This is a genomic window from Hylemonella sp. GW821-FHT12C09 (genome assembly GCF_058807395.1).
Genome location: NZ_JBXAQQ010000004.1, coordinates 159063 through 172992, shown reverse-complemented (window position 1 = coordinate 172992; position 13930 = coordinate 159063). Strand labels below are relative to the sequence as shown.

At 66.9% G+C, this 13930-nt stretch carries 12 protein-coding genes and 1 riboswitch; of the genes, 2 read left to right on the top strand and 10 right to left on the bottom strand.

Annotated features, from left to right (window positions below; genetic code table 11):
• Nucleotides 1-10: 10 nt before the first annotated feature.
• Entirely contained in the window at nucleotides 11-1618 is a 1608-nt protein-coding gene (locus AC1RRP_RS08765) for a carboxyl transferase domain-containing protein (RefSeq protein ID WP_493035210.1), read from the bottom strand.
• Between the two features lie 136 nt (nucleotides 1619-1754).
• Between AC1RRP_RS08765 and AC1RRP_RS08760 the strand changes: the two genes are divergently transcribed.
• Together AC1RRP_RS08760 and AC1RRP_RS08755 are read left to right on the top strand one after the other, a co-directional pair.
• Nucleotides 1755-2432, top strand: a complete 678-nt coding sequence (locus tag AC1RRP_RS08760; protein ID WP_493035208.1) for a glutathione S-transferase family protein — start codon at nucleotides 1755-1757, stop codon at nucleotides 2430-2432.
• 84 nt (nucleotides 2433-2516) lie between these two features.
• Nucleotides 2517-4682, top strand: coding sequence for a putative bifunctional diguanylate cyclase/phosphodiesterase (locus AC1RRP_RS08755; protein ID WP_493035206.1), 2166 nt, complete (start codon nucleotides 2517-2519; stop codon nucleotides 4680-4682).
• Here the strand turns inward: AC1RRP_RS08755 and AC1RRP_RS08750 are convergent.
• The 9 genes from AC1RRP_RS08750 to thiC all read right to left on the bottom strand — a co-directional run bounded on the left by AC1RRP_RS08750 (nucleotide 4679) and on the right by thiC (nucleotide 13698).
• Complete coding sequence (locus tag AC1RRP_RS08750; RefSeq protein ID WP_493035204.1) at nucleotides 4679-5329, bottom strand: HAD family hydrolase; 651 nt, start codon at nucleotides 5327-5329, stop codon at nucleotides 4679-4681. The two genes, AC1RRP_RS08755 and AC1RRP_RS08750, sit on opposite strands and share 4 nt — an antisense overlap.
• Nucleotides 5326-5727, bottom strand: a complete 402-nt coding sequence (locus tag AC1RRP_RS08745) for a YchJ family protein (RefSeq protein ID WP_493035202.1) — start codon at nucleotides 5725-5727, stop codon at nucleotides 5326-5328. The genes AC1RRP_RS08750 and AC1RRP_RS08745 overlap by 4 nt, the downstream gene beginning before the upstream one ends.
• On the bottom strand, nucleotides 5724-6140 hold the full coding sequence (locus tag AC1RRP_RS08740) for a rhodanese-like domain-containing protein (protein ID WP_493035200.1): 417 nt from the start codon (nucleotides 6138-6140) through the stop codon (nucleotides 5724-5726). Before AC1RRP_RS08740 ends, AC1RRP_RS08745 begins: the two co-directional genes overlap by 4 nt.
• A gap of 16 nt (nucleotides 6141-6156) precedes the next feature.
• Nucleotides 6157-7044, bottom strand: a complete 888-nt coding sequence (locus AC1RRP_RS08735) for an amidohydrolase family protein (RefSeq protein ID WP_493035197.1) — start codon at nucleotides 7042-7044, stop codon at nucleotides 6157-6159.
• Nucleotides 7045-7075: 31 nt separating this feature from the next.
• Nucleotides 7076-8203: an acyl-CoA dehydrogenase family protein gene (locus tag AC1RRP_RS08730; protein ID WP_493035196.1), complete on the bottom strand. Its 1128-nt coding sequence runs from the start codon at nucleotides 8201-8203 to the stop codon at nucleotides 7076-7078.
• A gap of 46 nt (nucleotides 8204-8249) precedes the next feature.
• The gene (locus AC1RRP_RS08725; RefSeq protein WP_493035194.1) at nucleotides 8250-8924 is read right to left on the bottom strand and encodes an SDR family oxidoreductase; all 675 of its coding nucleotides are present in this window, start codon (nucleotides 8922-8924) and stop codon (nucleotides 8250-8252) included.
• 1 nt (nucleotide 8925) lies between these two features.
• Nucleotides 8926-10446 carry a methyl-accepting chemotaxis protein gene (locus AC1RRP_RS08720; RefSeq protein ID WP_493035192.1) on the bottom strand — a complete coding sequence of 507 codons (1521 nt, stop codon included), beginning with the start codon at nucleotides 10444-10446 and terminating at the stop codon, nucleotides 8926-8928.
• 100 nt (nucleotides 10447-10546) lie between these two features.
• Nucleotides 10547-11728: an acetyl-CoA C-acyltransferase gene (locus AC1RRP_RS08715; protein WP_493035190.1), complete on the bottom strand. Its 1182-nt coding sequence runs from the start codon at nucleotides 11726-11728 to the stop codon at nucleotides 10547-10549.
• Nucleotides 11729-11811: 83 nt separating this feature from the next.
• Nucleotides 11812-13698 (bottom strand): phosphomethylpyrimidine synthase ThiC, encoded by a 1887-nt coding sequence (gene thiC / locus AC1RRP_RS08710; RefSeq protein ID WP_493035188.1) that lies wholly within the window; start codon nucleotides 13696-13698, stop codon nucleotides 11812-11814.
• 112 nt (nucleotides 13699-13810) lie between these two features.
• Nucleotides 13811-13912, bottom strand: a riboswitch (TPP riboswitch).
• Nucleotides 13913-13930 lie beyond the last annotated feature (18 nt).

The window sequence follows — 13930 nt, the reverse complement described above, 5'->3', positions numbered from 1 at the left end:
CCAGGCCGCATCACATGCGGAACACACCGAACTTCATGTCCGGGATCGGCGCATTGAGCGAGGCCGACAGGCCCAGCGCCAGCACCCGCCGCGTGTCGGCCGGGTCGATCACGCCGTCATCCCACAGGCGGGCCGTGGCGTAGTAGGGGTGGCCCTGCTCCTCGTACTGCCGGCGGATCGGGGCCTTGAAGGACTCTTCCTCCTGTGCGCTCCACTGACCGCCCTTGCCCTCGATGCCGTCGCGCTTGACGGTGGCCAGCACACTGGCGGCCTGCTCACCGCCCATCACGCTGATGCGTGCGTTGGGCCACATCCAGAGGAAACGCGGACCGAAGGCGCGGCCGCACATGCCGTAGTTGCCGGCGCCAAAAGACCCGCCGATGATGACGGTGAACTTGGGCACATTGGCGGTGGACACGGCCGTGACCATCTTGGCGCCGTTGCGCGCGATGCCCTCGTTCTCGTACTTGCGGCCCACCATGAAACCCGTGATGTTCTGCAGGAAGACCAGGGGAATCTTGCGCTGGCAGCACAGTTCGATGAAGTGCGCGCCCTTGAGCGCAGATTCGCTGAACAGGATGCCGTTGTTGGCGATGATGCCCACCGGCATGCCCTCGATGCGCGCAAAACCCGTCACCAGCGTGGTGCCGTAGCGCGCCTTGAACTCGTCGAACTCGGAGCCGTCGACGATGCGCGCAATGATCTCGCGCACATCGAAGGGCTTGCGCGTATCGGCCGGGATCACACCGTAGAGTTCCTCGGCCGGGTAACGTGGCGGCAGGGGGTCGCCCACAGCCAGCGGCGGGGCCTTGCTGATGTTGAGGTTCTTCACCGAGGCCCGTGCCAGCGCCAGCGCGTGCAGGTCGTTCTGCGCCAGGTGGTCGGCCACGCCCGACAGGCGCGTGTGCACGTCGCCACCGCCCAGGTCTTCGGCCGTCACCACCTCGCCGGTGGCGGCTTTCACCAGCGGCGGGCCACCCAGGAAGATGGTGCCCTGGTTCTTGACGATGATGGCCTCGTCGCTCATGGCGGGCACATAGGCGCCGCCGGCCGTGCACGAGCCCATGACCACCGCGATCTGCGCGATGCCCAGCGCGCTCATCTGGGCCTGGTTGTAGAAGATGCGACCGAAGTGATCCCGGTCGGGGAAGACCTCATCCTGATTCGGCAGGTTGGCGCCGCCCGAGTCCACCAGGTAGATGCAGGGCAGGCGGTTCTGCTGAGCGATCTCCTGCGCGCGCAAGTGCTTCTTGACCGTGACGGGATAGTAGGTACCACCCTTCACGGTGGCGTCGTTGCAGACGATCATGCAGTCCACGCCGCTGACGCGGCCGATGCCGGCGATCAGGCCGGCGCAGGGCGCGTCACCGTTGTACATATTGAAAGCCGCCAGCGGCGACAGTTCGAGGAAGGGCGTGCCGGGGTCGAGCAGGCGCTGCACGCGCTCGCGCGGCAGCAGCTTGCCGCGGGCGGTGTGCTTGGCGCGGGCAGCTTCGCCACCGCCCTGGGCCACCTTGTCGACCTGGGCCTGGTGATCGGCCACCACGGCACGCATGGCGGTCGCGTTGGCCTGGAAATCGGCCGAGCGGGCGTTGAGTTGGGTTTCCAGAATCGGCATGAACGTTCTTTCTCAACAACAGCCCGCCATTTTCATATCGCGGGATTTGATTGACGTTTACGTAAACGTCAATTGTGGCAGATTTCCAGCCCTTGGCCGTGCCGGAAGGAGGCCCATTTTGCGGCAAGATGAAACCATGCTCCACCTCCACCACTGCGTCAGCGCCCGCTCCTTCCGGCCACTCTGGATGCTCGAGGAACTGCAGCTGCCCTACACCCTGCAGATGCTGCCCTTCCCGCCGCGCGCCCACGCGCGCGACTACCTGCAGCACAACCCGCTGGGCACGGTGCCCCTGCTGGTGCACGGGGAGGTTCGCATGACCGAGTCGGCCGCCATCTGCCAGTACCTGGCGACCCTGAAGCCCGAAGCGGGTTTGGACGTAGCGCCCGGCGAGCCGGATTTCGGCGCCTACCTCAACTGGCTGCACCTGGGCGAAGCCACGCTGACCTTTCCCCAGACCCTGGTGCTGCGCTACCGCCATTTCGAGCCGCCCGAGCGGCGCCAGCCGCAGGTCGCCGAGGACTATGCCAGATGGTTCCTGGCCCGCCTGCGCGTGGTCGAGGCCGCTGTCGCCCGCCAGGATTACCTGTGCAAGGGACACTTCACGGCCGCTGACGCCAGCGTAGGCTATGCCCTGCTGCTGGCAGAGCATCTGGGCCTGGCGCCGCAGTGGGGCCCTGCCACCACGGCCTACTGGCAACGGCTGCAGGCCCGCCCGGCCTTCCAGCGTGCGCTGGCGGCGGAACAGGCCGCGGCACGGGCCCAGGGCGTGGACCCCACGCCCTCGCCGGCCCTGCGGCCTCACGACAGCTGAAAAAGATTCGGCGCACCACAGCAGTGCGCCACCCCTGGCATGACGCTTGCTCACCCTTCAGGGTCTGCACAGGAAAACACCGTCGTGACCGTCCACCCCGCCCGCATCCGTCGCAACAGCCTGCTGAGCATCGGCGAGCTCGACCGGGCGCGCGTGCTCGACACCCTGGTCAACAACCTGGACGGCATGGCCTACCGCTGCCTGCACGACGCGAGCTGGCGCATGGTCTTCGTCAGCCAGGGCTGCCTGGCCCTGACCGGTTACGCCCCGGCGGAACTGGTGCAGAACGCGGCCATCAGCTGGGAGGACATCACCCACCCGCTGGACCGCTGCCGCGTGCGCGGGCAGATCGATGCCGCCGTGCGCAGCGGGCAACGCTTCACGGTGGACTACCGCATCACCACCCAGGCCGGGCAGATCAAGTGGGTGCACGAACGCGGCATCGCCGTTCCCGACGAGCAGGGTGAGCTGGTGATCGAAGGTTTCATCGAGGACGTGACCGCGCAGCGCGAGATGGCGCAGGCCCAGAAGGAAGCCGAACTGCGCTACCGCAACATCTTCGAGCACGCCTCCGAGGGCATCTTCCAGTCCTCGCTCGATGGCCGTTACCTGGCCGCCAACCCGGCCCTGGCCCGCCTCTACGGCTACAGCAGCCCCGCGGCGCTGATGGCCGGCCTGGACGACATCGGCCGCCAGCTCTACGCCCGCAGCGGCCAGCGCGAGCGCTTCCACCAGCTCATGGCCCAGCAGGGCGAGGTGCTCAACTTCGAGTCCGAGGTCTACCGCCAGGACGGCACGCGCATCTGGATCTCGGAGAACGCCCACGCCGTGCGCGACACGGACGGCCAGACCCTCTATTACGAGGGCACGGTGCAGGACATCTCGGAGCGCAAGCGCCACCAGGAAGAACTGGAGCGCCAGGCCAACCACGACATGCTCACCGGCCTGCCCAACCGCATCCTGCTGGGCGACCGGGTCGAGCAGGGCATCGCACGCGCGGCGCGCCTGGGTTATTACCTCACCGTGGTCTTCATCGACCTGGACAACTTCAAGTTCATCAACGACAGCCTGGGCCATGGTGCCGGCGACGAGCTGCTCAAGGAAATCGCCAGCCGCCTGCGCCACTGCGTGCGCACCTCCGACACCGTGGCGCGCCTGGGCGGCGACGAATTCGTGCTGCTGCTGGGCGACCACTTCCGCACCAGCACCGTGATCTCGCAGCTGCGCCGCGTGCTGGCCGAGATCGGCCGCCCCGTCATGCTGTCGGGGCGCGAGTTCCACGTGGGCGCTAGCCTGGGCGTGGCCATGTACCCGGGTGACGGCGAAGACCCGGCCAGCCTGCTCAAGCACGCCGACACGGCGATGTACGCCGCCAAGAACCGCGGGCGCAACAACTTCCAGTTCTTCACCAGCGAACTCAACCGTGTGGCCGACGAGCGGCTCAACCTGGAAGCCGCGCTGCGCCAGGCCATCGAGCGCGATGAGTTCGAGGTGCACTACCAGCCCAAGGTGGACCACCGCCGCCGCATCGTCGGCGTGGAGGCGCTGGCGCGCTGGACCCACCCCGAGTACGGCCCCATCAGCCCGGACCGCTTCATCCCCATCGCCGAGGAAACCGGGCTCATCGTGCCGCTGACCACCATCATCCTGCGCCGCGCCTTCGCCGCGGCGCGCGACTGGAACCGGCGCCTGCCCACGCCCCTGCGGGTGGCGGTCAACCTCTCGCCGCGCCTGTTCCTCAGCGGCGACATCGTGGCCCACGTGGCCGGCCTGCTGGAGGAAGCCCAGCTGGCCTCATCCCTGGTCGAACTGGAAATCACGGAAACCGTCTTCATGGGCGACAGCGACAGCGTGGTCGCCACCCTGGGCGACTTCAAGGCCCTGGGCGTGCAGCTGGCCATGGACGACTTCGGCACCGGCTATTCAGCGCTGAGTTATCTGCGCCGTTTCCCGCTGGACATCATCAAGATCGACCGCTCGCTGGTCACCGGCATCGAACACGACGAGGATGTGGCCATGATCGCGCGCGCCGTGATCTCGCTGGGCCAGAGCCTGCGCAAGACCGTGGTGGCCGAGGGCGTGGAAAACCAGGCGCAGTTCGACTTCCTGCGTTACCAGGGCTGCCACGAATTCCAGGGTTATCTGCTCTCGCGCCCGCTGCCGCAAGCCGAGATGACGCGCCTGTTGCAGGCCGGCGGCGTGATCCCGGCGCCGGCGCGCCCGGCCTCGGGTTTTGCGCCGCTGGCTTAGGACAAGAGCGCGGGCAGCTGCGCCATGTCGCCGAACACCGCAGCCACACCGGCGCGCAGAAACGGCTCGGCATCCCCCTGCGGCACATAGGCAAACACCGTGGCCCCGGCGGCCAGGCCGGCGGCGGCGCCGATCAGCGTGTCTTCCACCACGGCGCAGCGCTGCGGCGGCGCCGCGAGGGCGGCTGCAGCAGCCAGGTAGACATCGGGGTGCGGCTTGGAGCGCGGCATCTCGTGGCCGCTGAAGATGCGACCCTCGAAATAGTCGTGCAGGCCCACCTTGCGCAGCTGCAGTTCGACCTTGTGGCGATCAGCCCCCGAGGCGCAGGCAATGCGCGCATCCAGCCGTTCGTGCACCGCATGCACGGCGGCCTGCGCGTTGGCCACGATGCGCAGCTCGTTCTCCAGCGCAGCGTTGCGGCGTTCGCGGAAGCTGGCCAGCCAGGCCTCGGTCAGCGGCTGGCCGGTGTGAAACTCGATGCGCTCCTTCTCGTCGCGCACCATCTTACCGATGAAGATGCGCATGCACTCGGTCTCGCTCAGCACCCAGCCGCGCTCGGCCAGCATGGTGCGCAGCACACCGTTGACGATGGGCTCGGAATCGACCAGCACGCCATCGCAATCGAAGAGCACGGCCTCGAATCTCACGTCAGATCTCCATCGACGTAGTACCAGCGCCCGTCTTCGCGCACAAAACGGCTGCGCTCATGCAGGCGTAGGGCGCGGCCGCTGCGGTCGCGCTGGCGTGCGACGAATTCGACTTCGGCATGCGTGGCATCGATGGGCTGGTGCTGTTTCACCTCCAGCCCCAGCCACTTCACGCCGGCATCGAAACCCAGTTCCGTCGGCCGGGTGCTGGCATGCCAGGTGACGAGCAGGTAATCGGCCCGTTCCAGCACGAACGCGCTGTATCGCGAGCGCATCAGCGCCTCGGCATCGGGGGCCGGTCTGCCGGCAACCTCTGCGAGATAGGGGCCGCAGCAGCGCGCATGGCTCAGCACACGACCGGTTGCATCGCGCCGGCCGCAGGGGCAATCCGTGCTCATCCGCCCTTTTTGGCCTTGCGCTGTTCCAGCGTCTCCACCGGACCGCCGTGCTTGACCCACTCGGCGAAACCGCCCTCGATGTGCGAGACGTTGGTCATGCCCATGTCCTGCAGGGTCTTGGTCGCCAGCGCGCTGCGCCAGCCCGCGCCGCAGAAAAGGATGAAGTGCTTGCTTTCGTCGGCCCATAGGGGCTTGTGGTACGGCGACTCGGGGTCGACCCAGAACTCCAGCATGCAGCGCGGCGCATGCGTGCTGCCGGTGACAGTGCCCTCTTTCAGTTCACGCACATCGCGGATGTCGACGATGTGCACCTTGGGGTCGTCCAGCATGGCCAGCACCTCGGGCACGGTGTGGGTCTTGACCTCGGCCATCGCTTCGTCGACGAGGGCACGGAATCCTTTGGTGATGGGCATGGCGCTACTCCTTCAGTCAATCCGCCAGACGGTACACGCGCGCAGCGGTGCCGCCAAAGATATCGGCCTGCTCGGCCGGCGAGAGGTCTTGCACGGCCGCGCGGTGCGCCGCCATCAGGCTGGCATGGTCGGTCCAGAGCTTCTCGATGGGAAAGTTGGAGCCGTACATGCAGCGCTGGGCGCCGAAGAAGCGCACGGTCTGCCCCACCACCATGGCAATGTGCGCCGGATCGTTGCGCTGCAGGAAGGTGCCCAGGCCCGAGAGCTTCACAAACACATTGCGCTGTGCGGCCAGCTTGCCCATGCCTTCGCGCCAGGCCCGCACCCCCACGTGCGAGGTGTCGGCCAGCATGCCGGCATGGACCAGGATGAAATTGACCTTCGGGTTCGCAGCGGCCAGCTGCGCCGCATCGGCCATCTGGCCGGAGAAGACCTGCAGGTCGAAGCTGTAGCCGTAGTCTGCCAGGTGAGCAATATTGCGGCTCAGCAAGGCGCTGCGCACCTGCTCGGGGCCCGGGGCGAAGCGGTAGAGCGGGTTCTCGTGCCAGTGCAGCTGCATGCGCACGCCGCACACCAGCGGGTATTTTTTCAGGAGGTCGAGCTGCGGCCGCACATCGGGCGCCATCATGTCGGCATAGGCCACCATGGCGTGCGGCCAGCCGGTGCGTTGTGCCTCGGCCTGCACCCAGGCGGCTTCCTGCTCGAATTGCGCGGCCGGCCAGTTGGTCTGCACGTAGACGGACTGCGTGATGCCCGAGCCGGCCTGGTCGGCAAGGAACTCTTCCACCATGTAATCGCGCCGGATCGCCTCGTAAGGCCCGAAGATGCGCGGCACCATGGGGCCCTGCAGCCAGGGCAGGTCCTGCTGGCGCCAGATGTGGTGGTGGGCGTCGATGATTTTCATGCGTCTCCTCTTTCAAGGGGGAGTATGACGCTCAAAGCGCGCGCTGGATCAGTATTTTCTGCACGTCGCTGGTGCCTTCGTAGATCTGGCAGACGCGCACGTCGCGGTAGATGCGCTCCACGGGGAAGTCGGCCACATAGCCGTAGCCGCCCAGGGTCTGGATGGCAGCACTGCAGACCTGCTCGGCCATCTCGCTCGCAAAAAGCTTGGCCATGGCGGCCTCCTTCAGGCAGGGGCGTCCGGCGTCGCGCAGCGCAGCGGCGTGCCAGGTCAGCTGGCGCGCGGCCTCGATCTTCGTCGCGCACTCGGCCAGGCGAAACCCCACGGCCTGGTGGTTGAAGATGGGCTGGCCGAAGCTCACGCGCTCCTTGGCGTACTGGATGGCCACGTCCAGCGCGCTGCGCGCCATGCCTATGCTTTGCGAGGCGATGCCGATGCGCCCGCCCTCCAGCCCGCCCAAGGCAATCCTGTAGCCCTCGCCCTCGGCACCGATCAGGTTCTCGGCCGGGATGCGGCAATCCTCGAAATTGATCTGTGCGGTATCGCTGCTGTGCTGGCCCAGCTTTTCCTCCAGCCGGGCCACCACATAACCCGGCGCATCGGTGGGCACCAGGAAAGCGCTCATGCCCTTCTTGCCGGCGCCCTTGTCGGTCACGGCGATGACGATGGCCACCTGCCCGTTTTTTCCGCTGGTGATGAACTGCTTGACGCCGTTGAGCACGTAAGCGTCGCCCTCGCGCTGGGCCGTGGTGCGCAGGCCCGAGGCGTCCGAGCCCACGTGCGGCTCGGTCAGGCAGAAGGCGCCCAGCATCTCACCACGCGCCAGCGGCGCCAGCCATCTGGCTTGTTGCTGCGCGTTGCCGTGTTTCATCAGGATGGCGTTGACCGGGCAGTTGGTGACACTGATGGCCGTGCTGGTGCCGCCATCACCCGCGGCGATCTCTTCCAGGACGAGGGACAGGCTCAGGTAATCCAGACCGGCACCGCCCTGCTCCTCGGGCACGCAGATGCCGTAAGCGCCCAGCGCGGCCAGGCCGCGGTGCACCTCGCGCGGGAAGTGGCGCTCCCGGTCCCAGCGCGCGGCGTGCGGCCAGAGTTCGGCACGCACAAAGTCGCGCACCGCGTCGCGGATCATTTCCTGGTCCTGAGTCAGCAGCATGGGGCCCGCTTTCAATTGACGTTGACGTAAACGTCAATTATGCCGCTCAGAAGCTGTCGTAGCGGCGGCCGTCGTGGTGCAGGAAAGCCCCCTGGTGCTCGGGGCGAAGACCGGCCAGGGTGCGGCGCATGGCGGTCACGCTTTGCTGCACGGTCAGCGGCGCACCGGCGCCTCCCATATCGGTCTGGACCCAGCCCGGACACAGGGCCACCATGATGACGCCCGGGTAGTCAGGCTGGGCGGCGACCACCGCCATATTGAGCGCGGCCTTGCTGACGCGGTAGGTCCAGCCGTAGCTCGACTCGACGGTGCCGATCTGCCCCATGCCGCTGGTGATGAAAGCGAATCGGCCGCCCTGCCGCGACGTTGCGACCAACGGCGCCACCTGGGGGATGGCCTGCATGGCCCCCAGTACGTTGGTGTGCAGGACACGGTCGAACTCAGGCTGGGTAGGCGGCGTACCGGCCCCCGCACCGGACCAGACCCCGGCCACGTAAAGCGCGATATCGATCGACTCGCCGTCGAGCAGCCAGGCCAGGCCGCTGACGCTGGCCGGATCGGCCACGTCAACCTTGAGCGCCGTGGCCCCCAGCTCCTGCAGCCGTGCGAGGCCCGCTGCATCGCGCGCCGTCGCCAGAACACGTGCACCCTCCGTCAGGTACTGGCGCACGAACTCCAGGCCGATGCCGCGCGAGGCGCCGATGACGAGAACCGTCGTCACTTCAGAGGCGGAACGTACCCACCAGCTGGTTCAGGTGCTGGGCCTGCTCACGCAGACTCATGGCCGCGGCAGTGGACTCCTCCACCAGCGCGGCGTTCTGCTGGGTGGCCTGGTCCATCTGCTGCACGGCCTCGCCAACCTGGGCCACGCCCTGGCTCTGTTCGGTGCTGGCCGCGCTGATCTCGCCCATGATGTCGGTCACGCGGCGGATGCTGGCCACCACCTCGTTCATGGTGGCACCGGCCTGGTCGACCAGGGTCGTGCCCTGCCCCACGCGTTCCACGCTGTCGGTGATGAGCGTCTTGATCTCTTTCGCGGCCTCGGCACTGCGGCCGGCCAGGCTACGCACTTCGGAAGCCACCACGGCAAAACCACGGCCCTGTTCGCCCGCGCGGGCAGCTTCCACGGCCGCGTTCAGCGCCAGGATGTTGGTCTGGAAGGCGATGCCGTCGATCACGCTGATGATGTCGGCGATTTTCTTGCTCGAATCATTGATGCCCTTCATGGTGTCCACCACCTGGGCCACCACTTCGCCGCCCTGCACCGCGACCGTGGACGCACTCTGGGCCAGCTGGTTGGCCTGGCGGGCGTTGTCGGCGTTCTGCTTGACGGTCGAAGAGAGTTCTTCCATCGAGGCCGCGGTTTCTTCCAGCGCGCTGGCCTGGCTCTCGGTGCGCGCGCTCAGGTCCTGGCTGCCGGCAGCGATCTCGCTGCTGGCCGTGGTGATGCTGTCGGTCGAGTGGCGCACCTCGCCCACCAGACGGCGCAGCGACTCCTGCATCGTCACCAGTCCTTCCATCAAGCTGCCCCGGAACCGTGTCGGCGGCACGGGATAGGCCAGGTTGCCCTCGGCGATCTCCGACAGGGCCTGGCGCGCATCACCCGGGTCTCCGCCCAGTTCGTTGCAGACCGTGTTGCGCAGGTAGAGCGTGAAGCCGGTGGCCACCGCCACAGCCAGCACGGCCAGGGAGATGGAAAAAAGGATGACCCGGTTGGCCTGACGATCAACGTTGGCCTGCGCTTCTTCCGACACCTTGCCGGCCACCTCGACCTGCTTGAGCAGCTCGCCGCGCAGATTGCGCCAGGCTGGCGTCTCGGTGCTGTTGAGGAACTGCACCGTTTGCGTCGACTGCTCCTTGATCAGGGCCAGCACTTTTTCCTGAGCCTGGGCATGTGCCGCACGCAGCGGCGGCAACTTGGCCAGGCCTTCCTCGAAGGCCGTCCCCTTGGCGGTCTTGACAGCGTCGCCATAGGCCTTGTCATAGGCCGCACGCGCCACGTCCAGGTTCTTGGGCGCCTGGGGATTGGCCGGGTCGAGCACGATGTTGCGCAAGGCCTGGCCCATCTGCAGGCCCTGGGCGTACATCTCGTTGAGCCCGGCGCTGATGCGCTGCTCGGTCTGGATGTACCGACCGAACTGGTTCTTGGTGTAGACCAGCCCGCCGATGCTGCCGGCCAGGCCGACGATGAAAAGCGCCGCGGGAACCACGGCACACAGGAGAAGTTTGGAGCTGAATTTCATGCCTGGGTCCTGATGAGGCGCAAGGCCTGCATCATCGCCCACTTATGGAAACTTTGCCAGACCCCTGAGGTGATCTATGGCGTGGATAAACGCCGGTTTTTCAGAGCATTTCCAGCGCCACCGCGGTGCCTTCGCCGCCGCCGATGCACAGCGTGGCCAGGCCGCGCTTGAGGCCACGGGCCTTGAGTGCGTGCATGAGCGTGACCATGATGCGTGCACCACTGGCACCAATCGGGTGGCCCAGCGCGCAGGCGCCGCCGTTGACGTTGACGATGTCGTGCGAAACCTTGAGCTCTTCCATCAGCGCCATGGGCACCACGGCAAAGGCCTCGTTGACCTCCCACAGGTCCACGTCCTTCACGCTCCAGCCGGCAGCCGCCAGGGCTTTTTGCGTGGCACCCACCGGAGCGGTGGTGAACCACTCGGGTTCCTGCGCGTACATGGCGTGCGACACGATCTTCGCCAGCGGCTTGCAGCCCAGTTTGGCGGCGGTGGAGGCGCGCATCATCACGAGCGCTGCGGCACCGTCGTTGATGGACGAACTGCTGGCGGCCGTGATGGTGCCGTCCTTCTTGAAGGCGGGCTTGAGCGCCGCAATCTTGTCGAGCTTGGCTTTGCCCGGACCTTCGTCGATGGCGACCACGGTCTCGCCAGCGCGGGTCTTCACGGTCACCGGCGTGATCTCGGCCGCAAAACCGCCGTTCTGGATGGCAGCCTGCGCGCGGCGCACGCTGCTGCTGGCGAAATGGTCCTGCTGCTCGCGCGTGAACTTGTACTTGGCGGCACAGTCCTCGCCGAAGGTGCCCATGGAGCGGCCGGCCTCGTAGGCGTCTTCGAGGCCGTCGAGCATCATGTGGTCGTAGATCTTGTCATGACCCATGCGGTAGCCGCCGCGGCCCTTGAGCATGAGGTAGGGCGCATTGGTCATGCTCTCCATGCCGCCGGCCACGACCACGTCGGCCGTGCCGGAATGCAGCATGTCGTGCGCGAACATGGCCGCGCGCATGCCCGAGCCGCACATCTTGGACAGCGTCACCGCGCCCGCGCTCTTGGGCAGGCCGCCCTTGAAGCCGGCCTGGCGCGCCGGGGCCTGACCCTGGCCGGCCATCAGGCAGTTGCCCATCAGCACTTCGTTGACGAGCCCGGCCTGGATGCCGGCGCGCTCGACAGCGGCGCGGATGGCCGCACCACCCAGGTCATGGGCCGAGAGGGAGGAAAAGTCGCCCTGGAAAGCCCCCATGGGGGTACGGGCGGCGCCGACGATGACGATGGGATCGGACATGGTGTGCTCCTGAGGCAAAAACTTGTGCCCCTATTTTGCCGCGAAAGGCCCGCACCCAGGGCCCAACGCGGCGGTCAGGAGGACTACGTAGGGGTGTTCCCCCGGTCGACGGTGATATAGATCTCGCCGCCGGTGCGCCGGAACTCGGCGGATTTCTGCGTCATGCCGGCATCCAGCGCCTGGACCTCGCTCACGCCCTGGGTTTTCGCGTAGTCGCGCACCTCCTGCGTGATCTTCATGGAACAGAACTTGGGCCCGCACATGGAGCAGAAGTGCGCCACCTTGGCCGCGTCCTTGGGCAGGGTCTCGTCGTGGAAGTCGCGCGCGGTGTCCGGGTCCAGCGAGAGGTTGAACTGGTCCATCCAGCGGAATTCAAACCTCGCCTTGGACAAGGCATCGTCGCGCGCCCGCGCCCCCGGGTGGCCCTTGGCCACGTCGGCTGCGTGCGCGGCGATCTTGTAGGTCATGATGCCGGTCTTCACATCATTGCGGTCCGGCAGCCCCAGGTGCTCCTTGGGCGTCACGTAACAGAGCATGGCCGTGCCGAACCAGCCGATCATGGCCGCGCCGATGCCGCTGGTGATGTGGTCGTAACCCGGGGCGATGTCGGTCGTCAGCGGGCCCAGCGTATAGAAGGGGGCCTCGCCGCAGTGCTTGAGCTGCTCGGTCATATTGGCCTGCACCATGTGCATGGGCACATGGCCCGGACCTTCGATCATGGTCTGCACATCGTGTTTCCAGGCGATCTGCGTGAGCTCGCCCAGGGTGCGCAGCTCGGCGAACTGGGCCTCGTCGTTGGCATCCGCGCCCGAGCCGGGGCGCAGGCCGTCACCCAGCGAGAAGCTCACGTCGTAGGCCTTCATGATGGCGCAGATTTCCTCGAACTGCGTGTAGAGGAAGTTCTCCTGGTGGTGGGCAATGCACCACTTGGCCAGGATGGAGCCGCCGCGCGAGACGATGCCCGTGACCCGGTTGGCCGTGAGGTGGATGAAAGGCAGGCGCACGCCGGCGTGGATGGTGAAGTAGTCCACGCCCTGCTCGGCCTGCTCGATCAGCGTGTCGCGGAAGATGGCCCACGTCAGGTCTTCAGCCACGCCGCCCACTTTCTCCAGCGCCTGGTAGATCGGCACGGTACCGATGGGCACGGGCGAGTTGCGCAGGATCCAGTCGCGTGTGGTGTGGATGTTCCTGCCGGTGGACAGGTCCATCACCGTGTCCGCGCCCCAGCGGGTGGACCACACGAGTTTTTCCACCTCTTCCTCGATGCTGGACGTCACCGCCGAGTTGCCGATGTTGGCGTTGATCTTGACCAGGAAGTTGCGCCCGATGGCCATGGGCTCCAGCTCGGGGTGGTTGATGTTGGCCGGAATGATGGCGCGCCCGCGCGCCACTTCGTCGCGCACGAACTCGGGGGTCACCACCTTGGGGATGCTGGCGCCAAAGCTGTTGCCGGCCAGGCGCTGTTCACGCTCGGGGCTGTCCAGGTAGGGGGCCGTCCACTCGCGCTGCTGGTTCTCGCGCAGGGCCACGTACTCCATCTCGGGGGTGACGATGCCGCGGCGCGCGTAGTACATCTGGCTCACATTGGCGCCCGCCTTGGCGCGGCGCGGCGTGCGCTGCAAGCCGGCGGCCTGGGCGCGCAAGGCGGCCAGGGCATCGGCTTCAGCCCCCTTGAGACCATCGTCCAGCGCCACACGCGCGCGGCCGCTGTAGGACTCGGTATCGCGACGGGCTTCGATCCAGCCCTGGCGTAGCGCGGGCAGACCGCGCATCACGTCGACCTCGGCCTGCGGGTCGGTGTAGGGGCCGGAGGTGTCGTAAACCAGCACCGCCTCGCCGTTGCTCTGCGTGATCTCGCGCATGGGCACGCGCACATCGGGTCGCGTGCCGGTCACATGGATCTTGCGCGAGGCCGGCAAGGGCTCACGCGTGAGGCTGATGAACTGGCTGAGTTGGTCGGGTGCATTCACTGTGGATCTCCTTGAAACAAATGGTTTTGCTCCGAAGGAGGTTCACAGAAGGCGAACCGGAAGACGGCACGAGGCCAGCAAGGGGAAACAGACGCGGCACGCCACGCTGGGTGGACGGCAGGTCAGGCTCTTCTTACGCCGGCATTAACCGGATCAAGTTCGCGGGTTCGGATCACCATCTCAGCACATCGCGTGTGCACCCCGGGCAAGACGGAATGTAGCCGACCCGACG